This is a genomic window from Agrobacterium sp. CG160-95 (genome assembly GCF_053521725.1).
Genome location: NZ_JBNWDU010000004.1, coordinates 123,156 through 146,804 on the forward strand (window position 1 = coordinate 123,156; position 23,649 = coordinate 146,804).

26 protein-coding genes are annotated in these 23,649 nt (G+C 59.8%); 15 read left to right on the forward strand and 11 right to left on the reverse strand.

The annotated features are described in order from the left end of the window. The first annotated feature begins 30 nt into the window (after positions 1–30). The 5 genes from ACQZ63_RS14940 to ACQZ63_RS14960 all read left to right on the forward strand — a co-directional run bounded on the left by ACQZ63_RS14940 (position 31) and on the right by ACQZ63_RS14960 (position 4,225). On the forward strand, positions 31–426 hold the full coding sequence (locus ACQZ63_RS14940) for a VOC family protein (protein ID WP_112682212.1): 396 nt from the start codon (positions 31–33) through the stop codon (positions 424–426). Positions 427–440: 14 nt separating this feature from the next. Continuing rightward, complete coding sequence (gene ung, locus ACQZ63_RS14945; RefSeq protein WP_025594362.1) at positions 441–1,133, forward strand: uracil-DNA glycosylase; 693 nt, start codon at positions 441–443, stop codon at positions 1,131–1,133. A 121-nt stretch (positions 1,134–1,254) separates the two neighbouring features. Next, positions 1,255–2,331, forward strand: coding sequence for a siderophore-interacting protein (locus tag ACQZ63_RS14950; RefSeq protein WP_113556494.1), 1,077 nt, complete (start codon positions 1,255–1,257; stop codon positions 2,329–2,331). A 165-nt stretch (positions 2,332–2,496) separates the two neighbouring features. Continuing rightward, positions 2,497–3,441, forward strand: coding sequence for a VOC family protein (locus ACQZ63_RS14955; RefSeq protein WP_112751984.1), 945 nt, complete (start codon positions 2,497–2,499; stop codon positions 3,439–3,441). Between the two features lie 169 nt (positions 3,442–3,610). Next, positions 3,611–4,225: an alpha/beta hydrolase gene (locus ACQZ63_RS14960; protein WP_113556493.1), complete on the forward strand. Its 615-nt coding sequence runs from the start codon at positions 3,611–3,613 to the stop codon at positions 4,223–4,225. Between the two features lie 117 nt (positions 4,226–4,342). Here ACQZ63_RS14960 and ACQZ63_RS14965 read toward each other — a convergent pair whose 3' ends face one another. Next, positions 4,343–4,927: a transglycosylase SLT domain-containing protein gene (locus ACQZ63_RS14965; RefSeq protein WP_013636743.1), complete on the reverse strand. Its 585-nt coding sequence runs from the start codon at positions 4,925–4,927 to the stop codon at positions 4,343–4,345. A 682-nt stretch (positions 4,928–5,609) separates the two neighbouring features. Between ACQZ63_RS14965 and ACQZ63_RS14970 the strand changes: the two genes are divergently transcribed. Further along, the gene (locus ACQZ63_RS14970; protein ID WP_112514629.1) at positions 5,610–6,143 is read left to right on the forward strand and encodes a transglutaminase-like cysteine peptidase; all 534 of its coding nucleotides are present in this window, start codon (positions 5,610–5,612) and stop codon (positions 6,141–6,143) included. A 53-nt stretch (positions 6,144–6,196) separates the two neighbouring features. Here the strand turns inward: ACQZ63_RS14970 and ACQZ63_RS14975 are convergent, their stop codons facing one another. Further along, on the reverse strand, positions 6,197–7,084 hold the full coding sequence (locus ACQZ63_RS14975) for a DMT family transporter (RefSeq protein ID WP_026330752.1): 888 nt from the start codon (positions 7,082–7,084) through the stop codon (positions 6,197–6,199). A 240-nt stretch (positions 7,085–7,324) separates the two neighbouring features. Here ACQZ63_RS14975 and ACQZ63_RS14980 point away from each other — a divergent pair, with 240 nt between their 5' ends. Together ACQZ63_RS14980 and ACQZ63_RS14985 are read left to right on the forward strand one after the other, a co-directional pair. Continuing rightward, positions 7,325–8,623 (forward strand): adenylosuccinate synthase, encoded by a 1,299-nt coding sequence (locus ACQZ63_RS14980; protein WP_003513983.1) that lies wholly within the window; start codon positions 7,325–7,327, stop codon positions 8,621–8,623. 70 nt (positions 8,624–8,693) lie between these two features. Further along, positions 8,694–10,997, forward strand: coding sequence for a ribonuclease E domain-containing protein (locus tag ACQZ63_RS14985; protein ID WP_162763684.1), 2,304 nt, complete (start codon positions 8,694–8,696; stop codon positions 10,995–10,997). A gap of 252 nt (positions 10,998–11,249) precedes the next feature. On the opposite strand, the gene rpoH is transcribed toward ACQZ63_RS14985, so the two are convergent. The 4 genes from rpoH to ACQZ63_RS15005 form a co-directional block, all read right to left on the reverse strand. Next, the gene (rpoH, locus tag ACQZ63_RS14990; protein WP_003491840.1) at positions 11,250–12,152 is read right to left on the reverse strand and encodes an RNA polymerase sigma factor RpoH; all 903 of its coding nucleotides are present in this window, start codon (positions 12,150–12,152) and stop codon (positions 11,250–11,252) included. A gap of 165 nt (positions 12,153–12,317) precedes the next feature. Continuing rightward, entirely contained in the window at positions 12,318–13,142 is an 825-nt protein-coding gene (locus tag ACQZ63_RS14995; protein ID WP_112402913.1) for a class I SAM-dependent methyltransferase, read from the reverse strand. A 33-nt stretch (positions 13,143–13,175) separates the two neighbouring features. Next, positions 13,176–13,424 (reverse strand): hypothetical protein, encoded by a 249-nt coding sequence (locus tag ACQZ63_RS15000; RefSeq protein ID WP_003513980.1) that lies wholly within the window; start codon positions 13,422–13,424, stop codon positions 13,176–13,178. A gap of 2 nt (positions 13,425–13,426) precedes the next feature. Next, positions 13,427–14,449 carry an RluA family pseudouridine synthase gene (locus ACQZ63_RS15005; protein WP_080797816.1) on the reverse strand — a complete coding sequence of 341 codons (1,023 nt, stop codon included), beginning with the start codon at positions 14,447–14,449 and terminating at the stop codon, positions 13,427–13,429. A 38-nt stretch (positions 14,450–14,487) separates the two neighbouring features. Between ACQZ63_RS15005 and ACQZ63_RS15010 the strand changes: the two genes are divergently transcribed. Then, positions 14,488–14,880: a hypothetical protein gene (locus tag ACQZ63_RS15010; protein ID WP_003513978.1), complete on the forward strand. Its 393-nt coding sequence runs from the start codon at positions 14,488–14,490 to the stop codon at positions 14,878–14,880. Then, positions 14,870–15,742: a TrmH family RNA methyltransferase gene (locus ACQZ63_RS15015; RefSeq protein ID WP_113556491.1), complete on the forward strand. Its 873-nt coding sequence runs from the start codon at positions 14,870–14,872 to the stop codon at positions 15,740–15,742. The genes ACQZ63_RS15010 and ACQZ63_RS15015 overlap by 11 nt, the downstream gene beginning before the upstream one ends. Positions 15,743–15,826: 84 nt before the next feature. On the opposite strand, the gene ACQZ63_RS15020 is transcribed toward ACQZ63_RS15015, so the two are convergent. Both ACQZ63_RS15020 and ACQZ63_RS15025 read right to left on the reverse strand, forming a co-directional pair. Continuing rightward, a complete protein-coding gene (locus tag ACQZ63_RS15020) occupies positions 15,827–17,026 on the reverse strand; it encodes a coiled-coil domain-containing protein (RefSeq protein ID WP_113556490.1) in 1,200 nt (399 codons plus the stop codon). A 143-nt stretch (positions 17,027–17,169) separates the two neighbouring features. Then, a complete protein-coding gene (locus tag ACQZ63_RS15025) occupies positions 17,170–17,766 on the reverse strand; it encodes a DUF1134 domain-containing protein (RefSeq protein ID WP_003513975.1) in 597 nt (198 codons plus the stop codon). Positions 17,767–18,016: 250 nt separating this feature from the next. Here ACQZ63_RS15025 and chpT point away from each other — a divergent pair, with 250 nt between their 5' ends. The 3 genes from chpT (at position 18,017) to ACQZ63_RS15040 (ending at position 20,447) form a co-directional block, all read left to right on the forward strand. After that, on the forward strand, positions 18,017–18,664 hold the full coding sequence (gene chpT, locus ACQZ63_RS15030) for a histidine phosphotransferase ChpT (protein ID WP_003513974.1): 648 nt from the start codon (positions 18,017–18,019) through the stop codon (positions 18,662–18,664). An 86-nt stretch (positions 18,665–18,750) separates the two neighbouring features. After that, complete coding sequence (locus ACQZ63_RS15035) at positions 18,751–19,278, forward strand: GNAT family N-acetyltransferase (RefSeq protein WP_113556489.1); 528 nt, start codon at positions 18,751–18,753, stop codon at positions 19,276–19,278. Positions 19,279–19,400: 122 nt separating this feature from the next. Further along, positions 19,401–20,447, forward strand: coding sequence for an alpha/beta hydrolase family protein (locus tag ACQZ63_RS15040; protein WP_162686681.1), 1,047 nt, complete (start codon positions 19,401–19,403; stop codon positions 20,445–20,447). Positions 20,448–20,497: 50 nt separating this feature from the next. Here the strand turns inward: ACQZ63_RS15040 and ACQZ63_RS15045 are convergent, their stop codons facing one another. Together ACQZ63_RS15045 and ctrA are read right to left on the reverse strand one after the other, a co-directional pair. Then, complete coding sequence (locus ACQZ63_RS15045) at positions 20,498–21,013, reverse strand: GNAT family N-acetyltransferase (RefSeq protein ID WP_111784155.1); 516 nt, start codon at positions 21,011–21,013, stop codon at positions 20,498–20,500. An 82-nt stretch (positions 21,014–21,095) separates the two neighbouring features. Then, positions 21,096–21,800, reverse strand: coding sequence for a response regulator transcription factor CtrA (ctrA, locus tag ACQZ63_RS15050; RefSeq protein ID WP_003491823.1), 705 nt, complete (start codon positions 21,798–21,800; stop codon positions 21,096–21,098). A gap of 481 nt (positions 21,801–22,281) precedes the next feature. Here ctrA and ACQZ63_RS15055 point away from each other — a divergent pair, with 481 nt between their 5' ends. Together ACQZ63_RS15055 and ACQZ63_RS15060 are read left to right on the forward strand one after the other, a co-directional pair. Continuing rightward, a complete protein-coding gene (locus ACQZ63_RS15055) occupies positions 22,282–22,632 on the forward strand; it encodes a flagellar export protein FliJ (RefSeq protein ID WP_003513968.1) in 351 nt (116 codons plus the stop codon). A gap of 312 nt (positions 22,633–22,944) precedes the next feature. Beyond that, complete coding sequence (locus ACQZ63_RS15060; protein WP_003513967.1) at positions 22,945–23,148, forward strand: DUF1059 domain-containing protein; 204 nt, start codon at positions 22,945–22,947, stop codon at positions 23,146–23,148. A 210-nt stretch (positions 23,149–23,358) separates the two neighbouring features. On the opposite strand, the gene ACQZ63_RS15065 is transcribed toward ACQZ63_RS15060, so the two are convergent. Continuing rightward, positions 23,359–23,640, reverse strand: a complete 282-nt coding sequence (locus ACQZ63_RS15065) for a GNAT family N-acetyltransferase (RefSeq protein WP_065687540.1) — start codon at positions 23,638–23,640, stop codon at positions 23,359–23,361. Positions 23,641–23,649 lie beyond the last annotated feature (9 nt).

Sequence of the window (23,649 nt, forward strand, 5' to 3'; positions counted from 1 at the left end):
CGACGAGATAAGAAGCAGAAGGAAAACACCATGGCCAAGCTGATCCACTCGATGGTCCGGGTGCTGGAAGAAAAGCGTTCGGTGGAGTTTTACAAGCAGGCTTTCGGGCTTGAGATTGCGGAACGTGCCGAGTTCGAAAATTTCACGCTGATCTATCTCAGCAATGCCGAAGGCGATTTCGAGCTGGAGCTGACTGTCAACCGGGGTCGCGAAGTGCCCTATGCGCTGGGTGACGGCTACGGCCATCTCGCGGTCAGCGTTGCCGATGTGGATGCCGAACATCAGCGTTTCATCGAGCTTGGCCTGTCTCCGGGCAAGATCATCGAAGCCGACCATAGAGGTCAGCCTTTCGCGAAATATTTCTTCATTTGCGATCCGGATGGCTACAAGATCGAAGTGCTGCAGCGCGGCAACCGGTTCAAGTAACAAAGAGGCACAACATGGCAGAGGCAGGCGTCAAACTCGAAGACAGCTGGAAACGTGTTCTTTCCACCGAATTCGCCAGCCCCTACATGCAGAAGCTCAAAGATTTCCTGCTTGCCGAGAAAACTGCTGGCAAGCACATCTTTCCCAAGGGTGCCGAATATTTCCGGGCGCTGGATCTGACCCCGCTCGACAGGGTCAAGGTCGTCATTCTGGGGCAGGACCCCTATCATGGGGTTGGCCAGGCACATGGGCTTTGCTTTTCGGTGCAGCCCGGTGTGCGCATTCCGCCCTCGCTCGTCAATATCTACAAGGAATTGCAGAGCGATCTGGGCATCCGCCCCGTCAGTCACGGTTTTCTGGAAAGCTGGGCGAAACAGGGCGTGCTTTTGCTCAACAGCGTGCTGACGGTGGAAGAATCGCGCGCTGCCTCGCATCAGGGGCAGGGCTGGGAAAAGTTCACCGATGCCGTCATCCGCGCCGTCAATGACGAATGCGAGCATGTGGTGTTCCTGCTCTGGGGTTCCTATGCCCAGAAGAAGGCGGCTTTCGTGGACCAGAAAAAACATCTCGTGCTGCGCTCGCCGCACCCTTCGCCGCTTTCGGCCCATAACGGCTTTTTCGGCAATGGCCATTTTTCCAAGGCAAACGCCTTCCTGGTATCCCATGGCCGCGAGCCTATCGACTGGCAATTGCCGGAAACTGCTTAAGCAACCTTCCAGCCTCCTCCGTCATGCCGGCTCAAGACGGGCATGACGGGGAGTGCAGCAAACATCTTTACAGCGCAGTCGGGTCCGGTTTAAGAATACTCGACTACAAAGTGAAGGATTTGTGCCCGTGTCTCTCCTGTCTGCAGAAACCTCTGTCTCGCTGCCCGATCCCGCATCGATCGTCGATGCTTTCGAGGATCATTTTTCGGAGCATATGGAGATGGAGCGGGAAGGGACGACGGTGCGTTTCAAGGCGGAATATGGCCATGGCAGCTTCAGCGCCGAAGGTGGCCGGTTCGCCGCCCGGGTAAGCTGCGTTTCGGAACATATATTGACGTCGGTCAAGGCCATGGTGGCTGAGCATATCGTTGAGTTTTCCGGCAAGACGGGACTCGATTTCCGTTGGAGCGGACACGGCGCCTATCAGCGCGAGCTACCCAATCTCTTCGTCGGCAAGGTTGCCCGCGCCTATAATCTGACGCCGCATATGCGCCGTCTCGTGGTGTCCGTCGAAAGCGGTATTGAAAGGCTTGTCACCGGCGGCATGCATGTTCGTCTGCTGCTCGTTCCCGATCAGGCGCGCGCTGCGGTCTGGCCTTACCTCGCGCCCACCGGCGCGATCGTCTGGCCGGCGGGCGACGATCTTCTGACGCGGCGCGTCTATACCATCCGCTCCGGCGATGTCGGCCGCGGTGAGGTGGATATCGATTTCGTCATGCATGAGGGCGATGACATGCCGGGCGCAAATTTCGGTGCGACGGCAAAGCCGGGCGACGTTCTCGGCATCATCGGTCCGAGCGGCACTTGCCCGGAAGCGGAGCGTTACGTCTTTGCCGGCGACGAGACCGCGCTGCCGGTGATGCTGCGCATGGCGGCGGAAATGCCTGTTGGCAAGACGCTCAGCGTCTATGCCGAGATCGACAACGAGGCGGAACGGCAGGAGATCGTCTGCGCAGCCAATGTCGAATGGACATGGCTTTATCGGCGCGGCAAGCCCGCCGGCACATCGGGCCTTATCGAACAGGCGTTGCGCGGCCATGCCTGGACGGGCGAGCATGACGGCCTGCATGTTTTCGTTGCCTGCGAGAAGGCCGAGGCGAGGGCGGCGAAATCCTTCCTCACTGATGAGATCGCCTTCCCCAAGGCATCGCTGCGCGCCGTCGGTTACTGGAGCATGGGCCTCGCCGACGATCATTGAGGCATGCCTCTATCGACTGGGCTGAACAGTCGGTTTTATCGTTCACCAATCGGGAACAATCCGTTCCTGTTGCCGGTCTATGCCCGCAGCACTTCTTACCCCATCTTCACGCCATGAACACGGCTGGCCCGATTAACGGGCCGCCAGGGCGAAAAGGGGTTTATCATGTTGAACCAGATCAAGGGCCTGCACCACGTCACCTCCATGGCCGGTAGTGCGCGCCAGAACAACGGCTTTTTCACCGATACGCTCGGCCTGCGCCGGGTGAAGAAGACGGTCAATTTCGATGCGCCGGATGTCTACCATCTCTATTATGGCGATGAGGTCGGCACGCCCGGCTCCGTCATGACCTATTTTCCGTTCCCGCACATTGCCCGTGGTCGTCCCGGCACCGGCGAAGTGGGCACAACGCTGTTTTCCGCCCCGGAAGGCTCGCTCGGCTACTGGCAGGATCGTCTTTCCAAGGCCGGCGTGGACGGTCTGAAGGCTGACGAGGCATTCGGCAATAAGCGCCTGCATTTTGCAGGTCCCGATGGTGATGGTTTCGCACTGGTCGAGATCAAGGATGATGCCCGTGCGCAGTGGACCGGCAATGGGGTCAGTGCGGATCAGGCGATCCACGGTTTTCAGGGCGCCTCCTTGCGCCTTCGTGACGAAGGGGCAACCGCCGAGCTTTTGAAGTTCATGGGGTATGAGGAAGTGGACCGCCAGGATGGCGTGCTGCGTCTCGGCATGCCCGGCGGCAACGGTGCTGATGTCATCGACATCGAAACCATGCCGAACATCTCCGGCGCGCGCCTCGGCGCGGGTTCGGTGCACCACATCGCATTTGCGGTCGAAAACCGCGAAAAACAGCTCGAAGTCCGCAAGGCGCTGATGGATACCGGCTATCAGGTGACCCCGGTGATCGACCGCGATTATTTCTGGGCGATCTATTTCCGCACGCCCGGCGGCGTGCTGTTCGAAGTGGCCACCAACGAGCCCGGTTTCGACCGCGATGAGGATACGGCGCATCTCGGCGAGGCGCTGAAGCTGCCGACCCAGCACGCGCATCTGCGCGCCCAGCTGGAAAAGCAGCTGGAGCCGCTGGGTGACGAGAAGGCGGTTTAACCCTATCGGACCTGGCCATCCTTTGGCAGGACGTTTGCCACTCTTTTCTTCTCCCCGTCCGGGGAGAAGACGACACGCTGAAACCTCTCGCTCGACATGTGATGCCCAATGCCTTGCGGCAGAGTGAGTTCGGTATCGCTGAATTTCTCCTTTCAGAAAGGATTATCCAATGACCAAAGATGCATATTTCCATAAATCCCGTGCCGGCGTTGCGGGTGCACCGCTTTTCGTCGTGCTGCACGGCACCGGCGGTGATGAAAATCAGTTCTTCGATTTTGGCTCGGGCCTGTTGCCGAATGCCACGATTGTCTCGCCGCTCGGCGATGTCGCCGAACATGGCGCTGCGCGGTTTTTCCGGCGCACGGGTGAGGGCGTTTACGACATGGCCGATCTAGAGCGGGCAACAGCCAAGCTGGCGGATTTCGTCAAAGCCAACCGGGAGCACTATCAGGCTGGTCCGGTTATCGGTCTCGGTTTCTCCAACGGCGCGAATATTCTCGCAAATGTGCTGATCGAACAGCCGGAGCTTTTTGATGCCGCCGTGCTGATGCATCCGCTCATCCCGTTCGAGCCGCAGGCGGCTGCGGCCAAATCCTCGCGCCGGGTGCTGATCACGGCCGGAGAACGCGATCCCATCTGCCCGGTGCCGCTGACGAAGGCGCTGGAAAAGAGCCTTGAAGCGCAGGGCGGCACGGTGAAAACGGTGTGGCATCCGGGCGGGCATGAAATCCGTTCGAACGAGATCGAGGCGGTGCGGGAGTTTCTAGCGCCTTATGGAGAGTAGCTTTCTGCCCGGCCTCCTTCCTCACCGGCATGCCGGATCTAGTCCGGGGTGACGGTGAGGGTAGGTGATCCGCCTTTCCGCATCGCATCCATGCAGAACGATCCTGCTACACCCGCCTCAACGATATCCGCATTGCTGCAACTGCGCCTCGTAACGCAGCGCCATGTTGGCGGAGCGGCGCGCGGCTTTCTGGACGGCGGAATTGTTGCGCCAGCTTCCCTTGGCGTAACCGGCATGGCCGGAATAATAAGCGAGGTAGAGGTTATAGGGATCGTTCAGCGCAATGCCGTTTTCGCGGCGGCTCTTGGCGTGATACCAGCCGACGAAATGGATCGCGTCGGTGAAATCCGTGCGGCTTGCCGACCAGCGGCCGGTTTCGCGCTTGTAGACTTCCCATGTACCGTCCAGCGCCTGGGCATAACCGTAAGCGGTGGACTGGCGCGTCCAGGGAATGAAGCCGAAGAGTTTGGTGCGCGGCGGGCGGGCATAGGGGCGGAAGGCGGATTCGGTGTAGATCGTTGCCATCATCACCGGCACCGGCACGCCGAACTCCCGTTCGGCTGCCCTCGCGTCACGTCGCCAATTGTTGAAGAGGCCGTTCCGCTGCTCGAAAATCGCACAGGCATTGGTGACCTGCGACGGTGCGGTTGCGCAACCGGCCAGAACAGTCATCAGTAAAACAACGGCAAACACGCCACGCATCGCGGAACCCTTTCGTTCCGCTATTCTTAAATTGCTAACCATTAACGTCGGGTTTTAAGACAAGGTTAATTCAAATGCCGCCGATCAAGCGCTTGTTAACCCGCTGAAAATTCCTGTGTCCGGGATGCGGCAAAACCATGGGGTGAGTGGCGTTTTTTTCCGGAAATGGCATTGCCGGCATCCCCGCACATCCCCGGTCTCACAAAGCCGCTTATGCTTATCCCATCCCGGTCATCCAGCGTGCGCGCGGCGCAAGGTGGGCGGGGCAGGCGGCCAAAACCGGGGAGTTTCCCGATGTCACGGTTGAGGCGGCCGGCATGTGCTCATCCTCCAAACAAGAACCGGTTTGGCGGGCGGGTCACATGTTGAAGCCGGGGCCGCATCGTCTGCAAAACCCTACTACACCATTTGATACTCCCGCAGCGATGCGGCCCCTTTATCGCTTCTAAGCGTTGCCTCGGTTTCGGGGCGACGGGCGCGGGCTATGTTTCCGGAGAGCCTGCCCCCTGTACAAAAATGAAAACCGATAAAATTGTAGCAATCGGCTTAAAGCGGCTGAAAACAGTGCTGTGCCATTGTGGGATCACAGACAAGGAGCGGACAACCTGCAAGGACGGGGCCGCTGCGGAAAACAGAAATCGAGACCGGCACAAGCCGGCGGATCGTCAAACGGGGTATGAAAATGCTGAAGAAGATTATTGCTGCCGCCATCTGCGGAATTGCCATTGCTTCCATGTCCACTCATGCCGATGCGGCTGGTGCCGCCGGTTTTGCCCGCAGCTTTGCCGCAGCCGAAAAGAGCGCCGTAACACAGATCGGTATTTCGGCGCCCGGCGGTTTCGATGGCTGCGTTCTGTCCGCCGGCCAGTGCGTTTCGACGATTGCCGCGCCGCTGACCGGCGAGCGCCGCGATGAACTGCTGCGCGTCAACCGCGATGTGAACGCCACCATGGGCGCACTCGATGATTATTTCTCCGACTTTTCAGCCGATGTTCCGGCAACGCCTTCGGTAAGCGCCAATGATTGTGGCGATTGTGCCGCGATCAAGCGCACGGCACTGGCCGGTGCCGGCTGGTCTTCCGCAGCACTGCGCCTTGCCTTTTTGCTTGATGATGACGGATCGCTCGAAAAGGTGCTTGTTGTCACCACAGACAAGGGCGATATCGTGCTCGGCAACGCCGCTTTCTCTCCGGTTGAGCGCGAAACCGCGCTCTAACCCGAACTTTTCATGCCTGCCAGACTGCGCCGGTTTTCCAGACCCTTACGGGATCAGGAAGCCGGCGATTTTTTTCGTTCCGCCACGGCAATGCCGGCCAGCGCCATCACCAGCGCCGCGATCTGGTAGGGATGCAGGGTTTCGCTGAGGACGATGACGGAGAGAAGCGTGCCGAAGACGGGGACGAGGTTGATGAAAAGGCCGGCGCGATTGGCGCCAATCTGCTCCACGCCCTTGATGTACAGGATCTGGGCGATGAGCGACGCGAAGATGGCGGCATAGACCACCAGCACCCAACCCTTCTGATCGGGCCAGACAACGTTGTCGCGTGAGATTTCCCAAAAGACCAGCGGGACTGAGGTTAGGAGGGCGAAAAAGGCTGGGATCGCCATCAGCGTGCGCCAGTCCACGATTGGTTTCCAGCGCAGGATGACGGTGTAGATGGCATAAACCAGCACCGCCAGCAGCATGATGGCGTCGCCAGCATTCATCTCCAGTTGCAGCAGCGAGACCGGATCACCATGCGAGGCGAGAAGCGCCACGCCGGCAATGGTGAGACAGAAACCGGCGATCTGGCCGAACAGCACGCGAGTGCGGAACAGGATGAAGTTCAGCACGAATATGACCATGGGAATGCCCGCCTGGATGACGGCGGCATTGATGGCGGAGGTGTGCTGAAGCGCGGTATAAAGAAAGACGTTGAAGGCGGTGTAACCGACACTGCCGAGCACGAAGAAGTAAGGCAGGCGTTTTTTTACCACCGGCCAGTCCTTGATGAGCTGCGGTACGGAAATGGCGAAGATGATGGCGACGGCCAAAACCCAGCGCAGGAAGGTAAACGCCATGGGGCTGATGTGGCCGACGGCGAGCTTTCCGGCAACGGTATTGCCACCCCAGCAGAGCGTGGCGATGATGAGGGCGAGATAGGCTTTCGAAGGCACGCTGATGTTTCGCTTCTTCAAGGGGCGGGAAAAGGCTAAGGGGTGAATAGCGGCCTTGTGTCCGCGCTTGTCCCCCCACGGGGCGAGATAATGCGGAATTCGACGTTTTGTCACGGAAAAAGCAAAATTCACCATAAGAAACAGGGTCGCTTTCCGTAAAACAACGCAGTATACATTCGCGGGTTTGGGTTTCCCATCGGGTTATCGGGCGCGCAAGCGCCATGAGCAGGAAAGCAAGAAATGACGAATGTTGTGGTGGTCGGCTCGCAGTGGGGCGACGAAGGCAAAGGCAAGATTGTCGACTGGCTGTCCGAGCGGGCAGATGTCGTCGTGCGGTATCAGGGCGGCCACAATGCCGGCCATACTCTTGTCATCGATGGCATCAGCTACAAGCTTTCGCTTCTTCCTTCCGGCGTCGTGCGTCCGGGCAAGCTCGCCGTCATCGGCAACGGCGTCGTGGTCGATCCGCATGCGCTGATCGCTGAAATCGGCCGTCTGGAAGTGCAGGGCGTAAAGGTCACGCCGGAAAACCTGCGCATTGCAGACAATGCCACGCTCATTCTTTCCCTGCACCGCGAACTTGATGGCATGCGCGAAGACGCCGCCTCCAACAGCGGCACCAAGATCGGCACCACGCGCCGCGGCATCGGCCCGGCCTACGAAGACAAGGTCGGCCGCCGCGCCATCCGCGTCATGGATCTGGCCGACATGGAGGCGCTGTCCGCCAAGGTCGATCGCATCCTGACGCATCACAATGCGCTGCGTCGCGGCTTCGGCGCTGCTGAAGTTTCGCACGAAACCATCATGGAAGAGTTGAGCTCGGTTGCAGAACGCATCCTGCCGTTCAGCGAAACCGTATGGCTGCTGCTCGACAAGAAGCGCCGCGCCGGTGCGCGCATCCTGTTCGAAGGCGCGCAGGGCTCGCTGCTCGATATCGACCACGGCACATACCCCTATGTCACCTCTTCCAACACGGTTGCCGGTCAGGCCGCTGCCGGTTCGGGCATGGGTCCGGGTTCGCTGGGTTATATTCTCGGCATCACCAAGGCCTATACGACCCGCGTTGGCGAAGGTCCTTTCCCGACCGAGCTGCATGACGAAATCGGCCAGTTCCTGGGCGAAAAGGGCCATGAGTTCGGCACCGTCACCGGCCGCAAGCGCCGTTGTGGCTGGTTTGACGCAGCGCTGGTGCGCCAGTCGGTCGCCACCAACGGCATCACCGGCATCGCGCTTACCAAGCTTGACGTTCTCGACGGTCTGGACGAGCTGAAAATCTGCGTCGGCTACAAGCTCGACGGGCAGGAAATCGATCATCTTCCCGCAAGCCAGGGTGCGCAGGCTCGTGTCGAGCCGATCTATGTCACGCTGGAAGGCTGGAAAGAATCTACCGTCGGCGCCCGAAAATGGGCGGATTTGCCTGCTCAGGCAATTAAATATGTCCGTCAGGTGGAAGAACTGATCGGGGCGCCTGTCGCGCTTCTGTCGACAAGTCCGGAGCGTGACGACACCATACTTGTGACTGATCCGTTTGAGGACTAATGTCCTCGGCGATCTAGATTCATAAACCATATCGGGCCGGTACGTCGCCGGTCACGACGAGAAAGTGCTTATGGCGGATTTTGTAGCAGTCATTCGCAAGGCCGTGGATGGCTTGGCGAACAATACTCCCGAAAACCGGGCGAAGGTTTACGACAAGGCGCGCAGTGCGGTTGTGCGCCAGCTCGAGAATATGAAGCCACGTCCGCCGGAAGAATTGTTGCGCCGGCAGATCGCCAAGCTGGACGCCGCCATAGCCGAGGTGGACAGTGAATATGCCGAGGCCTTGCCGGCACTGGAGGAGGATGATGCTTTCTCCCCCGTGGCGGAAGAGGTGGATGCTGTCTATCATCCGCAGGACGTTGCCGAAGAGCCTGCCGTTCATGCCGCCGAGCGGTACGAGCCGGTGGAGGAAGAGCCTGCTCCGGTTGTGCCCGCACATTCGGAGCCGGTTTATCCTGTCCAGCCAGAGCCGGTTTATGAAGAACCGGCCCGCGAAGAGGAGCCTCTCCCCGAGGAACCCGTCGCCGCTTTAATCCCGCATGAGGAGCAGCATTACGGCGCGCGTGAGCCGGAGGAGCTTTACGACGCACCCGAACCGGCCCGTGTCGCGCCGGTTCATGAAGCCGGTCCTCATGAGGAAGCCGGTACCTATTTCACCCGCGCGCATGAAGAGCCGGCCTATCAGCCGGAGGACGAGCGCGTTGACGATATCGCGCCTGAAGCGGCGGCCCCCCATGCCGATGATTCCGTGCCGCCCCATTGGGCGCAGCCGGTTGACGAGGATGACTGGCGCAAGCTCGAAGAAGCGCAGGGCGAGGATGTTCGCCCGGCTGCCGAGACCGAAGTGCACCACGAGAGGGACGACCATTCCGTCGTCGCCGGTTATTCCGCGCAGCAGTATCAGGCCCCGGATGTCAGCTTCGAGCCTGAGCGGCGCGACGGTGACGAGCATGCCGGTTACCGCGCTGCTGCCGATCACGATCCGATTTTTGGCGGGCACGACGATTTTTCCGAACCCCGGCAGACTGAAGACACGGCCCCGAAAAAGGCTGCTGTCGTCGAGGACTTCTCGTCCTATTTCGAGGATACGGATCTCGCGATCCCGCCGAAGGCCACGCCTGCGTTGCCGCGCGCCGATAACGATCCCTTCGATGACCGTGCCTCCAAGGACAACAAGGAGCGCACGCCCTGGGACGATCTGGACGAGCTGATCGGTTATGACGGCGCGTCATCTTCCAACCGGGCAACGACGAACGAAATGCCCGCTCTCGGTGCTGGTACCGCGACGCCCGCTTACATGGTCAAGAAGAAGCCGCGCCGGAATTATGCCTCGCTGGTACTTGCGCTTGTGGGCGCCGGGCTTCTTGCCGGTGGTGGTTATGCGCTCTGGTTGAACCGTGATGCGCTGAACGACATGGTCGGTGGCCTGGTGCAATCGGCACAGAAGGATGGCGGCACCCAGACGCCTCCAGCCAATACGGCGCAGACGCCGACATCCACACCGCCAGCTGCCCAGCAGCCGCCTGCCAGCGGGCAGCAGCCGACGACAAACCCTACCAACCATCAGGCGCAGCCGCATGCCGATGACGGGTCCGTCACCGGCACGAAGTTCACCCAGCGGCTTCTGGCCGACGGGACCGAGCGCGACGAGGGGCCGGCGCCGGGCGCCAATGGCCAGCCCGTCACGGCGGAAGGCCAGTCGGTCTATGAGCAGAATGTCGCGCCGCCGCCTGCAGGCGAGGCTCCGGCCAATACGGCTGCGGGTACTCCGGCTGGTACGCCGCCGGCACAGCCGCCTGCTGCGGCCGCTGCCGCCACGGGCGACCGCATGTTCCTCTACGAGGAAGTGCTGGGCCAGACGGTTCCGACCGCCATTCAGGGCAGCGTTTCCTGGTCCTTGCAGCAGGAAAACGACAATGAGGGTCGTCCGTCCGCAACGGTGCAGGGCCAGATCACGGTTCCTGGCCGTGGCCTCAGCGCGCTCATCACCTTCAAGCGCAACACCGATCCTTCGCTTCCAGCAAGCCATCTGATCGAGATCGTCTTCTCGGTTTCGCCCGGCTTCGAAGGCGGCGCGATCGACAGCGTCCAGCGTATCGCGATGAAGAGCACGGAGCAGGATCGTGGTAACGCCCTGATCGCGGTTCCGGCCAAGATCACCGACGATTTCCACATGATCGCGCTCAACGACTTCCCGGATGCGATGAAGACCAATCTGGAGCTGTTGAAGAGCCGCAACTGGATCGACATCCCGGTTTCCTACCGCAACGGCCGCCGTGCGCTTCTGACCTTGCAAAAGGGCAATGACGGCATCGCCGCCTTCGACACGGCGCTGCGCGAATGGGCGGCTGCAAAGCCCGCTACCGGTCAGTGATGATCTTGGGGATCGGCTAAAGCCGGTCCCCTCATTTCTTCCTTATGTCCTGCAAATGAAAAGCCCGCAGATCTCGCGATCTGCGGGCTTAGAAATTTACTGGCAACGAATCTCACTCTCTCGTCACGCCGGACACCAAGGGGAGTGAGATGGGATGGCAGTCGAGCCAATTACTCCGCAGTCATCCTCGGGACAGGCCCGAGGATGACGTAGCCGATAAGTTCAGCCCCACTCTCTTAAAAAGACCGAGCCTTACGCATCCACCACGCGCAGCGCGCGGGCGGCTTCGAGGGCTTCCTTCTGGACCGCTTCCTGAACCTTCTCGAAGGCGCGAACCTCGATCTGGCGCACGCGTTCGCGGCTGATATCGAACTCGGATGAGAGTTCTTCCAGCGTTACCGGGTCTTCGGCAAGGCGGCGGGCCTCGAAGATGCGGCGTTCACGATCGTTCAGCACGCCCATGGCCTTGGCCAGCATGCGGCGGCGGGTTTCCAGCTCGTCCTGCTCGATCAGCACGGCTTCCTGGCTTTCATGGTCGTCCACCAGCCAGTCCTGCCATTGGCCGGATTCGCCTTCGGATGCCTTGATGGGCGCATTCAGCGATGCGTCGCCATGCAGGCGGCGGTTCATCGAGATCACTTCTTCCTCGGAAACCTGCAGCTTGGTGGCGATTTCCTTGACGTGTTCCGGCTTCAGGTCGCCATCGTCGATCGCCTGGATACGGCCTTTCAGCCGGCGCAGGTTGAAGAACAGGCGTTTCTGGTTGGCAGTCGTACCCATCTTCACCAGCGACCACGAACGCAGGATATATTCCTGGATCGAAGCCTTGATCCACCACATGGCGTAGGTGGCCAGACGGAAACCGCGTTCCGGATCAAACTTCTTCACCGCCTGCATCAGGCCGACATTGCCTTCGGACACGACTTCGCCAATCGGCAGGCCGTAACCGCGGTAACCCATGGCAATCTTGGCAACAAGGCGCAGGTGGCTGGTGACGAGCTTGTGAGCGGCGTCGCGGTCGCCATGCTCGGCGTAACGCTTGCCAAGCATGTACTCTTCCTGCGGCTCCAGCATCGGGAATTTACGGATTTCGTCGAGATATCTATTGAGACCGGCTTCGCCGGCCGTAATTGTAGGCAAACTATTGCGGGCCATAAAGCACCCCCTTATCTATGGTCTGGAACGGCACCCTCATCGATTGGCGATTACTCGCCCAAGGCACACCGCTAGTGGCGGGTCGTTACCGACCCCGCACGAACCCACGTAACAAATATGTATGCACCCGCCGCGTTTCAAGCGAACACAGCGTTCACACATGCGTTATGTCCCGGCGACACCTTCTTTGACCTGTTTAACTTTCGAACGGTAAATTCGTTCCGAAAAACCACCGAGACCGGAGCGCACCATCAACTCATACATGACCCGCCGGCGGGTGGGGTTGTGCAGGCGAACGACCCGGGAGCCGAGAAACTCCGTTTCGACATGATCGAGTGTCTGCAAGTCGGGGCCAGAGGCAATCGCGTCCGCGTAGACAGCGTGAAATTCCCGGCGGCAGACATAGGTCTTGTATTTCGTCATGGCGAAGCAGGCGAGGCTGTGGCCGTGGGTGCGCAGAAAATCGGCGACGCCAACGGTCACTTCCGGCCATGCGGGGTTGAAGGTATCGTCGAAGACGATGACGCCGTACGGGGCGATCACCTCCAGCGCCAGTTTCGCGTCCGCCAGCACATGGTGCAGGTGGTGCCCGCCGTCGATGCTGAAGAACCTGACGGGACCGGTCCGCGACGTAATATCGGTGGGTGCGAGCCGGGTGCTGTCGCCCTTGATGATCAAGTCCTCATCCATCGCAAAACCCAACCGCCTGCCGTTTTCCATGAGGCGGTCATATTGGTCGAGGCTTCCGTCCGAGGGTGGGTCGAGTTCGAACAGGTCGACGCCCAGAACCTTTTCCTGCGGCTGCGCAAATTTGCGCAGCAGAAAATAGGAGCGGCCATAATAGACGCCGATCTCCGCCATGCCGCCCTTCAGGCCGTCCCTTGTCTGCGCCTGCAGCAGCGCCTTGAAGACAAGCGCGTCGGGTGGGTCGATATAGCCTTCGACGCTTCGTAATTCCTGAAAGATAAACTGGCGTTCATCGGTGTTCATGCGCGATAGATCCCGTCGTCATGCCGGTTCCGTTCAGCTCTGCGGATAAAACGGCGTTCCTTGCAACGTCTGTCTTTCGGCAAGCCAGAGGTCCGGCCACGGCATTCGCGGTGACGATTTCAAGCTTTCCGGGGTTCGAAGAGGTGCGACGATTGAAGCGGAATTGGGGCGGTCTACAAGAAAGACCATGTGGGGAATATCGCTATCCGCTAATCTCTTTTTATTTTCCGTGGCTTCCGGCAAGATGCACGGCGTGGTTTTTTTGACCTCGCCGTGCGGCATTTTCAGCTCCGCAGGGCGACGAGCAGTTCTTCCATATCATCAGGCATGTCTGTTTCGAATTCCATCACCTCGCCGGTGCGGGGGTGTTCGAAGGCCAGGAGATAGGCATGCAGCGCCTGTCGCGGAAAGCGGTTGACGGTGCTTCTTGCCGGTTCCTCAAGCAGGTTCGCCTTGGTGCGAAAGGCCGCGCCATATTCGGGGTCGCCGATCAGCGGATGGCCGATATGGGCCATGTGCACGCGGATCTGATGGGTGCGGCCGGTTTCCAGGCGGCACTCCACCATCGAGGCGAGGCAGGACGCATCCGCCTTTTCATGAAAACGTTCCATAACCTCGTAATGGGTTATCGCCTCGCGGGCATCGTCCGTGTCCTCGCGCTTGACGGCGCGTTTGGTGCGGTCGGCGCCGCGGCCGAGTGCGGCGTCAATGGTGCCGCGCAGCGTGCGCGGTCGGCCCCAGACGACGGCCTTGTAGGCGCGTTCCAGCGGGCCGGTGCGGCCGTGATCGGCAAATTGCGCGGCGAGATGGCGGTGTGCATTGTCGTTTTTCGCCACGACCATGACGCCGGAGGTTTCCTTGTCCAGCCGATGCACGATGCCGGGGCGCTTCACGCCGCCAATGCCGGAGAGGCTGTCGCCGCAATGATAGATGAGGGCGTTGACCAGCGTTCCGGTCCAGTTTCCGGCGCCGGGATGCACGACGAGACCGGCGGGTTTGACGAGCACGATCAGGTCGTCGTCCTCATATTCCACATCGAGCGGGATATCCTCGCCCTTGGGTTCGGGGTCTTCCGGCTCCGGCATGACGATCTCGACGCGGTCGTGCGGGTGCACCTTCTTTTTCGGCTCGGTCACCGGCGTGCCGTTCAATAAAACGGCACCCTGCTCGATCAGGGCTTTCAGGCGGCTGCGCGACAGATCGCCGCCAACTTCGCCCGCCAGCCACACATCGATGCGGCCTTCGGCGTCTTCGCCGGCAATCAGGACTTTCCTTGCGTCTCCGCCTTGTTTAAAGGGGTCGTTCATTCTTATTTTTCCGATCAATCAGCATTCTAGGGAACCCGATGACGCACATCGAGCAAGACGAACAGGAAGACAAGCCGCTTGATCCGGCCATGGATAAAGTTCGCCGCAAGATGATCCGTTTGCAGATCGTGTCGGGCTCCGTGATGTTCATCAGCCTTATGGCTGTGTTCGGCGCGGTTGTCTACAAGGCGGTAGGACCATCGAAAACCGTTGTAACGCAGAGCGTACCGCAAAATCTGGCGGTTCCCACCGGCAACGGACCGCTTGCCGTGACCGCCAGCCTGCCGCAGGGCTTTACAATCGACAATGTCAGCTATTCCGGCGGTGACATGCTGTTTTACGGCAAGCTTGCCAACGGCACCCGCAAGGCGCTGGTCTTCAACGTCGCGGCCGGCCGGTTTCTCGCCGATGTGACGGTCGATGCCCAGTGAGGATATTGATCCGGCGGGCGTGCATGCGCTCCTGGACGGTCGGGCTCTGATCCCGGTCGAAGACCCGGCCGATCCGCGCATTGCCGCCTTTCGCGATATTCGCGAGCGTGATCTCACCGGTCGCCAGGGCCGTTTCATCGCGGAAGGCACGGTTGTGTTGCGCATGCTGGCCGCCGCCCACAAGGCGGATGGTGCCTTTGCGGCGGAAAGCATTCTCATCCTCAAGAACCGGCTTTCCGGCGTCGCGGATATCCTTGCCGATTTTCCGCCCGATGTGCCGGTCTATGTGGCGGAAGCGCCGGTGCTGGATGGCATTGTCGGTTTTCACCTGCATCGCGGCATTCTGGCGCTCGGCCGCCGGGTGCGTGACATTACGCTGGACGGGTTGACGGACGCGCTTCCCGCCTCGTCGCTGGTGCTGGTGGGCTGCGGCATTTCCAACCACGACAATTTGGGTGCGATGTTCCGCAACGCCGCGGCCTTTTATGCCGATGCGGTGTTTCTGGACGAGACTTCATGCGATCCGCTCTATCGCAAGGCGCTCCGGGTGTCCGTCGGTTCCGTTCTCTCGGTTCCCTATCATCGCGGCGGTGGTGCGGTGCAGATGCTGGAGCGGCTTTCGCAGGCCGGTTTTGCGATCTGGAGCCTTTCGCCGAATGGCGAGACCGAGATTCGCGATATTCCACGTTCGGAGCGCATGGCGCTGGTCATCGGCACGGAAGGCGAGGGGTTGCCGCAATCGGTACTGTCTCGGTTCCATACCGCCGGGATTGCGCAGTCGCCGCAATTGGACAGTTTGAATGCGGGGACGGCTTCGGGGCTGGCGCTTTATCAGATGGCGGGGGCGATAGGGCGGGTTTAGGTTTACCCTTTGCGCGTGGGGCTTACCCCCCTCTGCCCGGCAGGGCAGAGGGGGGTAAGCCGCACACGTAAAGGCCTAGAGGTATCAACCCTTCCGCTTCTCCATCAACACACTCGCCCGCTTCGCAAGGCTCTCGCGGCCGGTCGAGGCGGTGGCTTTCGCAAGCAGCCCCGGGATCGGCGATTTCTCGCCCTCCTGTGCTGCGGTGAGCGCGATCATCTGGGCGGCGATGCGGGCGATTTCGCGACGGATCGGTTCGTCGTTGCCGGTGCCGCGCACATTTAGCAGGCGTTCGGTGAGTGCCGTTCCCTGATTGCGGATATCCTCGATCTCCTGCTCCAGACCTTCCGGCGGGGTCGCTGCCGGTTCCATGGCGGTTGAGACCGGTGGAATGTCTGCCACGACAACGGGCGCGATTTCGGGCGGGACGGGCGCCTTCTGCGGCTGGTTTGCGGTTTCCCCGTTCAGTACGGCGGGGTTGGGCAGACGAATGATCATGTCGTCGGCGCGGCCGCCGGTTGCGGCAAGCTGTTCCTTCAGGCGGGCAACCTCCTGATTGCGCAGGGTCAGCATGGTGTCGAGATCGGCATTTTTTGCCATGACACTGGCGATCTGTTCTTCCAGCCGGGTGACCTTGCGGCTTTCGCGCGCAACCGCCGTCATGGCCTCCTTGTTGCGGGCAGCGACATCCTGCAATTCGCGGGTCGCCGTTTCGCCCTCCTTGCGGAAACGCGAGGCGGTCTGTTTTGCCTGCTCGGCCTCCAGATCGCGGGTGGCGGCGAGGATTTTCGAATCATCCAGCTCGCGGGTCAGATTGGTGAGGCGAGCGGTGATCTCAGACATCTGGCCGGCACGCGCATTTGCGGCCTGTTCCTGCTCCAGAAGGTTTGCCTGTATTGCGCTCGCGCGTTCCTCGCTGGCGTCGAGTGCGCCTCGCAATTCGCCGATTTCCAGCGTCAATTCCTCGATTTTCAGCAAAAGGCCGCGGTTCTGCTCGCCGAGGCGATAGGCGTCGCTGGATGCTGCCTCGTTGGCGAGGCGGAGCGAGGTGTTCTTTTCCCGTTCGGTGTCCAGTTCCTGACGAACCTTGGCGTTTTCGGCGGCATAGAGCGCGCGTGCCATGTCCTTCTGGGCGCGAACTTCCTGGGGGCTGATGGGCATTGTCGCGCGCAGCCGGTTTTCCGTATAGGCAACGATGCGGCGATGGATCGCGGGCGCGATCAGCAAGGCCAGCAGGGTTGCGGTGAGAAAACCCAATCCGAAAAGAATGGCATATTCAATCACGCGAGACAGTCTCCGAAACTCAGATACGCGCGCATTCGGAAAGAGGAGCGCGAGAGCACGTTACGCTATTATTGCAACCGTTGGGAGGGGTATCGCCAAGGCAATTGCGCGGGGAGCCGCAAGAGTGCCTCCCCATCTCAGCGTCAGAAGGGGTTCCAGGTCGGTTCCTGGGTGAGCTTCAGGTAGCCGACATTGATGCCGAGGCGCGCGCCGATGCCGGTGCGAATGGGTGCCAGCGTGACATCGCTGCTTTTCAGATAGGTCATGCCGACGCCGGCGACGATGAAGGCCGAGCCGCTGACGCCGCCGTAACGGCGATAAAGCGAATCGACCGAAGGCAGGTTGTAGACCAGCATCATGGCGCGGGTGCCCTGGCCGCCGTAATCGAGGCCGAGCGACGGGCCTTGCCAGAAGACGGGATGCTGGCCGGCATTCTTGGTATAAAGCGTGCCTTCGCCATAGGTGAGGCCCGCGACGAAAGCGCCGGAACCTTCCTGCCCCAGAATATAACCGTTCGGAAGACCGTATTGCTGGAAGGCGCGTTCCACCACCTTGGCGAGGCCGCCGGTGGTTTCACCGAAGAATCCGTGGCCTGCATCCACGACTTCCTGAAAAGAATATTGATCGCTGTTCTGGGCCGAGGCCGGTGCGGCCCACATCAAAAGGCTGGCAAGGAGCGCAAAAATCTTTCCCAGTCCGAGGCGTGCAATGGTGCGGGTTTTCGTAAGGCGCATCGTCATGTCCGTCCGTCTGTTCGTTGGTGCATCAGCCCGAAAATCCGAATCGATTTTCGGCAGGGCCCATGCGAAGATTCAAAGTTCCAGAGCATCCTTTATACGTCCGAACGGACGCAGGGCGCTCCAGGGTGGCCTGTTAAGGCATTTGGCATTTTGAAACCATCCTATTAACAATCGGTTTACCAAATATGGTGTCATTATGGCTTAACAATTTCCACACCGTCCGCGCCTCCCTTGCGCAGGAGAGAATTTTATGACGAGCAAACTCAATATCACGCTGTCCGGTCCCGATCTGGCAGCTCTTCTGTGCAGTCGTGTGTGCCATGACGTGATCTCTCCTGTCGGCGCCATCAATAACGGCCTCGAGTTGCTGGACGAGGGCGGCACCGATGACGATGCGCTGGATCTCATCCGCACATCCGCTCTTAACGCATCCGTGCGGCTGAAGTTCGCCCGCCTTGCTTTCGGCGCGTCCGGCTCCGCTGGCGCTTCGATCGATACCGGCGAGGCTGAAAAAGCCGCCAAGGATTTCGCTGCCGCCGAAAAGAAGGCCGAAGTGACCTGGAACGGCCCGCGCGCCATCGTCGCGAAAAATCGTGTCAAACTTTTGCTCAACCTCTTTCTCGTGTCCTACAGCGCGATCCCGCGCGGGGGTAATGTGGATGTGGTGCTGGAAGATCCGGAGGGTGACGCCAAATTCGAAATCACCGTCAAGGGCAAGATGATGCGCATTCCGGCCAAATTCGCCGAGATCTACGAAGGCAGGCTGGAAGAGGCGGTCGACGCCCATTCCGTGCAGCCCTATTACACGCTGCTTCTGGCGGAGGAGGCCGATATGGCCGTGGAATACAAGGTGCATGAGGATCGCATCGTGTTTACCGCAAAGACGGTTGCCGCGTGATCGTTCAGTTGCAGAGGTAGTTTTGCGAAAGGGCCGGGTAGCGTTTTCCGACGCGCCGGCCTTTTTTGCTTTTGGGGAAGAGGTTCATGACACGTCTGACAACCGCGCGCCTCGTCCTGCGGCCGCACGCCATCGCGGATGAAGCGCTTTATTGTGCGTTCTGGAGCGCGGATGTCCGGCCCATCGAAGGGGTCACATCGATTACGTCGCTGGACCCCGAAATCGCCTTTGCCCGTCTTTTGCGCTTCATCGGCCATTGGTCGGTCTTCGGCTTCGGTCCCTTTGTCGTGGAGGAGGCAAGCTCCGGGCGTATCGTCGGCGAGGTGGGCTTTGCCCATATGCGCCGTGGAAACGGCACCGATTTCGATGGCGTGCCAGAAGCGATGTGGAAAATCGATGCTGATCTGAACGGCAAGGGCGTCGCGACCGAGGCGGTGGCGGCGGCAACAGGGTGGTTTGATCGCAGCGGAATTTCGCAGCGGACCGTCTGCATGATCGACCCGCTCAACACCCCCTCGCTCGTCATCGCCGCCCGTTTCGGCTTCCGCCTGTTTCGCGATTCGACATTCCGGGGCAATCCCATCCGGCTTTTCGAGCGGGTGGTGGGGGTTTAGTACTGCGCATTCCCACCGTGCCGTCTCAATCGCGTTTCAGGGCGTCCTGAAACCTGTTCGAGGTCTCGGACGGTGGCGGTTTGAACCAAGGGTTGATCCAAGATCAATTTTTGGAGCTTCACATGCGCTATTTTCTTGTGGTCGCCATCGCCATCCTCTCCACCGCTGCGCCCGTGATGGCGGAGAACGCTATTGGTTTCAGACAGCTAAAATTGCCCGATGATTCGGGCACGCGAATGCTGAACCTGTCATTGTGGTATCCGTCCGCACCATCGGGAAAAACTGAGACAGTGGGCGAAAACGCTGCCTTTTATGGTCTCGAGGTTCAACCTGATGCGTCGTTTCTGGCCGGTTCCCGTCCTCTGGTGTTGCTGTCACACGGATTTGGCGGAAGCTGGCGCAATCTGAACTGGATCGCCGGTGAGCTTGTTCAGCAGGGTTATATCGTGGCCGCGCCGGATCACGCGGGCGAATCATTCACTGAAGAGAATGCGATGGAGATCGTGCCGTTATGGGAACGCCCGCGCGACATCAGCCGAACGTTGACGGCGTTGCTCGATAACGATCAACTCGCTGGAAAAATCGACAGGGCACGCATCGCGGTCATCGGCCATTCTCTCGGAGGCTGGACCGCCATGGAGCTGACTGGCGCCCGCTACAGCGCCGATCGCGCGCTAAAAGACTGCAATGCGGAGAAGGTTCTGCCGCAATGCAAGGCACCACGGTTGCTGGCCAAGGTCGGAATCGTTAACGGTGGCAAGGCCGATCCACGCCTTTCGATGGATTTGCGCGATGCTCGCATCCGCGCGGTGATTGCGCTCGACGCTGGCCCGGCTGCCGGTTTCCTGCCGGAAACGCTGAAACGTGTCGATGTACCGGTTCTGGTTCTGGCCGCCGGTGTGGAAACGCCCGAGATTGCCGCTATCAAGGCTGATTCGGAATATATCGCCCGCAATCTGCCAAAGGCGACCACGGTTTATCGCGAAATACCGGATGCCAGCCATTTCAGCTTCATGCAGACATGCAAGCCAAACGGCGAAAAAATCGTCGAGGAGCTTTCACCGGGGGAAGGTTTCGTCTGCCGTGACGGCGGTGGCAGGAACCGCCTGGCAATCCACCGGCAGATCGCGGAGGCGATTGTCGGCTTCCTGAACGTGGAAATGCATTAAGACAGGTGTTCGGGACGTCTCGATGAACCGTTGCGCGACGTCCCGACCCTTCAGGCCACTTTTTGCGGATGATACCGATAGGCAAGGTCTTCGGGATCAGACCGTGGTGCCGATGGGTCGATAACACCGCCGAGGCGCTGTGCAACTGCTGCTGATTTGCTGTTGCGCGGCGAGACATAGCTGACCAGCGTCTGCAATTTCAGGGTCTCGAATGCCCAGTCGCGCAGTGCAGAGGCCGCTTCCGCAGCATAACCGTGGCCTTCCTGGCCGCCATAAAGCAGCCAGCCCAGTTCCTTTTCGGGAAATAGCGGGCCGTGATTGATGCCGACCTGGCCGATACATTGCCCGGTTTCGCCAAGTTCGATCATCAGCGCCCCGTGGCCGAAAAAATGCCAGTTGGCGAGATCGTGACAAAAAACGCCCCAGGTTGACGGCAGGTCATATGGTCCGCCGACGCCGATGGAGCGGGTTGACGCCATAAAGTCTCTATAGGCGGGGAAATCCGCCATGATCTGCGGGCGCAAAATCAGGCGTTCCGTTCTGAGGGTGGGGATAGAATGGTCCATGGCACTATCCAATCATGAAATCGCAACAAAAAACCCGCTGTCGCCAGCGGGTCTTTTAAAAACTGCCATATCCTGAAGGGGATCAGGCGGTTTCGAGAAATTCCGTGGCTCCATCAGGCTCGCGCAGGACATAACCGCGGCCCCAGACGGTTTCGATGTAGTTTGCGCCGCCTGCAGCATTTGCGAGCTTCTTGCGCAGCTTGCAGATGAAGACGTCGATGATCTTCAGTTCCGGTTCGTCCATGCCGCCATAAAGGTGGTTCAGGAACATTTCCTTGGTCAGCGTCGTGCCCTTGCGCAGCGAAAGCAGCTCAAGCATCTGATATTCCTTGCCGGTCAGGTGAACGCGCTGGCCGCCCACTTCAACCGTCTTGGCATCGAGATTGACGATCAGCTCGCCGGTGGAGATGACCGATTGCGCATGGCCCTTGGAACGGCGGACGATTGCGTGAATACGGGCAACAAGCTCGTCCTTGTGGAACGGCTTCGTCATGTAGTCGTCTGCGCCGAAGCCGAGACCACGAACCTTGTCCTCGATGCCGGCCATGCCGGAGAGGATGAGGATGGGTGTCTTGACCTTGGAAAGGCGCAAGGTTCTCAAGACCTCGTAACCCGACATATCGGGCAGGTTGAGATCGAGAAGAATAATGTCGTAATCGTAGAGTTTACCGAGGTCCACGCCTTCCTCGCCGAGGTCGGTCGTGTAGACGTTAAAACTTTCCGACTTGAGCATCAGTTCGATGCTCTGCGCTGTTGCGCTGTCGTCTTCAATAAGTAGAACCCGCATAATTATCCCCTTTGCCGCCCGCAGATTGGTAAATCATTGCCTCGCGCGATGCGGATCCAGACGTTGCCTGATTTGCAGGCTGCCACCAAATGGTTAACAAATTCTAATTGCCTTTGGCAAGGTGTATCGAATTTATTAAGCAAAGTTGGCATTTCGCTGTTTTTGCACGTGAATCCACCATCGCCAAAATTGAAGCTTAACGTGAGGATATCTCGCTAAGTGATTCAATCGACTCTTACATCGTCGGGCCCGTTTTTTTGGACCTGGCATTTACCGACCCTTAAATGATCGTGTTTATCATTAACGATGCCCGTAAACGAAAGGTTAACGGCGGCGTTTTTTTATTAACGCCGGGTAACTTTTGGGAATCATTCCGGCACAACGGGTTAACCGGGCCGGTTGAGCGGGCGGGTTAAACGGGCCGATCGAGGGGGCATAGTGCCTTTTTGATCCGGGTCTCGCTATCCATGGAGTATTGCGTATGAAGTCGCGTGACAGCCTGGTTCGCCTGAAAGAATTTCAGGTTAATGAAAAACGCCGGCAACTTAACCAGTTGCAGCAGATGATGTCCGAGTTTGAGCGGATGGCAAAGGAACTGGTGCATCAGATATCGCTGGAAGAGAGCAAGTCTGGCATTACCGATCCGACCCACTTCGCATATCCGACCTTCGCCAAGGCCGCGCGTCAGCGTGCGGACAATCTTCAGGTCTCGATCCGGGAGCTGAAGACCCAGCAGGAAGCCGCAGAGGCTTCTCTGGAAGAGGTGCAGGCCGAATATGAAAAGGCGGCGGCACTGGAAAACCGCGACGGAGCGATCCGCGCCCGCGCCTAGGTATTGGCGCAAGATCATATAAGGATCGTCCTCATTGACGGCTGCCGGTGGATCAGGAGGCGGCTTTCAATGACAGGATGCCCATGCTTTTTTCTGGAAGGCCGCCCCTCGTTGGCGGCCTTTTGCTTTGGCGCATCGCAGCGTCTTGCCCTGCTGGTTTCTTGCGGGGCAGGGATGCAGGGGATCCCTGCGTTTTCGATTGTCCGGGGCCGGGGAAAGGCGTAATTTGGTGAAGTTCCGACCAAGAGCCGGAGGCTTGTCCCACGCGCGCCCAGCGCGGACGCGGGTGGGCCAGAAGCGGGGAGGAAACAAATGGCCCGCCAATATATCGATTGCCGCGAATTCCCGAGCGACAGCAAATGCTCGATCGCCATCTCAGCCGATACGCCGGAGGAGCTCATGGAAGCGGCGGTTCAACATGCCGTGGCAGTGCATGGCGCCGAGGATACGCCGGAATTTCGGGCCGAAGTTCGAAGGAGCATACATGCAGGAACACCGCCGCTGAAGGTGGCGTGATTGCTGGCAGCCTGAAAATTATCCGTCGACATGCCGGGCCTGATCCGGCATCCAGCCGACGCGCGTCTGCGCGGCGGAAGATTCCCTTAAGCTCAAGGATTTGAGCTGGCTGGACCCCGGCTCTTGGCCGGGGTGACGGAGCGTGTGGGCTCCGCTTTCGCTAAAAAACAAACTTGAGGTTTTGTCCCGAGCCTCAGCCCGTCTGGCTAGTTACCCCTGAATGACATCTGCCCAGTCAGGGTGGCGTAGCGTCTGGGCCTTGAAGAAGGGGCAGAGCGGAATGATTTTCCAGCCGCCCTTGCGCGCTTCATCGATGGCATGGGCCGCGAGCGCCTGGCCGACACCCTTGCCCCGCAGTGCATCGGGCACGCCGGTATGGTCGATGATGATGAGGGAAGGGGAGGTGCGCGAATAGGTCATCTCGGCCTTGTGGCCGTCGATGGTTGCCGAATATTCGCCGCGCGATCCGGTTTCGGTTGTCTTGATATCCATGATCTCTGC

What these genes read in the sequence shown, in the direction of transcription:
- ACQZ63_RS14940 (WP_112682212.1), top strand. Translation starts at nt 31, where the DNA reads ATGGCCAAGCTGATCCACTCGATGGTCCGGGTGCTGGAAGAAAAGCGT.
- ung (WP_025594362.1), top strand. Translation starts at nt 441, where the DNA reads ATGGCAGAGGCAGGCGTCAAACTCGAAGACAGCTGGAAACGTGTTCTT.
- ACQZ63_RS14955 (WP_112751984.1), top strand. Translation starts at nt 2,497, where the DNA reads ATGTTGAACCAGATCAAGGGCCTGCACCACGTCACCTCCATGGCCGGT.
- ACQZ63_RS14960 (WP_113556493.1), top strand. Translation starts at nt 3,611, where the DNA reads ATGACCAAAGATGCATATTTCCATAAATCCCGTGCCGGCGTTGCGGGT.
- ACQZ63_RS14965 (WP_013636743.1), bottom strand. Translation starts at nt 4,927, where the DNA reads ATGCGTGGCGTGTTTGCCGTTGTTTTACTGATGACTGTTCTGGCCGGT.
- ACQZ63_RS14970 (WP_112514629.1), top strand. Translation starts at nt 5,610, where the DNA reads ATGCTGAAGAAGATTATTGCTGCCGCCATCTGCGGAATTGCCATTGCT.
- ACQZ63_RS14980 (WP_003513983.1), top strand. Translation starts at nt 7,325, where the DNA reads ATGACGAATGTTGTGGTGGTCGGCTCGCAGTGGGGCGACGAAGGCAAA.
- ACQZ63_RS14985 (WP_162763684.1), top strand. Translation starts at nt 8,694, where the DNA reads ATGGCGGATTTTGTAGCAGTCATTCGCAAGGCCGTGGATGGCTTGGCG.
- rpoH (WP_003491840.1), bottom strand. Translation starts at nt 12,152, where the DNA reads ATGGCCCGCAATAGTTTGCCTACAATTACGGCCGGCGAAGCCGGTCTC.
- ACQZ63_RS14995 (WP_112402913.1), bottom strand. Translation starts at nt 13,142, where the DNA reads ATGAACACCGATGAACGCCAGTTTATCTTTCAGGAATTACGAAGCGTC.
- ACQZ63_RS15000 (WP_003513980.1), bottom strand. Translation starts at nt 13,424, where the DNA reads ATGCCGCACGGCGAGGTCAAAAAAACCACGCCGTGCATCTTGCCGGAA.
- ACQZ63_RS15005 (WP_080797816.1), bottom strand. Translation starts at nt 14,449, where the DNA reads ATGAACGACCCCTTTAAACAAGGCGGAGACGCAAGGAAAGTCCTGATT.
- ACQZ63_RS15010 (WP_003513978.1), top strand. Translation starts at nt 14,488, where the DNA reads ATGACGCACATCGAGCAAGACGAACAGGAAGACAAGCCGCTTGATCCG.
- ACQZ63_RS15015 (WP_113556491.1), top strand. Translation starts at nt 14,870, where the DNA reads ATGCCCAGTGAGGATATTGATCCGGCGGGCGTGCATGCGCTCCTGGAC.
- ACQZ63_RS15025 (WP_003513975.1), bottom strand. Translation starts at nt 17,766, where the DNA reads ATGACGATGCGCCTTACGAAAACCCGCACCATTGCACGCCTCGGACTG.
- chpT (WP_003513974.1), top strand. Translation starts at nt 18,017, where the DNA reads ATGACGAGCAAACTCAATATCACGCTGTCCGGTCCCGATCTGGCAGCT.
- ACQZ63_RS15035 (WP_113556489.1), top strand. Translation starts at nt 18,751, where the DNA reads ATGACACGTCTGACAACCGCGCGCCTCGTCCTGCGGCCGCACGCCATC.
- ACQZ63_RS15040 (WP_162686681.1), top strand. Translation starts at nt 19,401, where the DNA reads ATGCGCTATTTTCTTGTGGTCGCCATCGCCATCCTCTCCACCGCTGCG.
- ACQZ63_RS15045 (WP_111784155.1), bottom strand. Translation starts at nt 21,013, where the DNA reads ATGGACCATTCTATCCCCACCCTCAGAACGGAACGCCTGATTTTGCGC.
- ctrA (WP_003491823.1), bottom strand. Translation starts at nt 21,800, where the DNA reads ATGCGGGTTCTACTTATTGAAGACGACAGCGCAACAGCGCAGAGCATC.
- ACQZ63_RS15055 (WP_003513968.1), top strand. Translation starts at nt 22,282, where the DNA reads ATGAAGTCGCGTGACAGCCTGGTTCGCCTGAAAGAATTTCAGGTTAAT.
- ACQZ63_RS15060 (WP_003513967.1), top strand. Translation starts at nt 22,945, where the DNA reads ATGGCCCGCCAATATATCGATTGCCGCGAATTCCCGAGCGACAGCAAA.
- ACQZ63_RS15065 (WP_065687540.1), bottom strand. Translation starts at nt 23,640, where the DNA reads ATGGATATCAAGACAACCGAAACCGGATCGCGCGGCGAATATTCGGCA.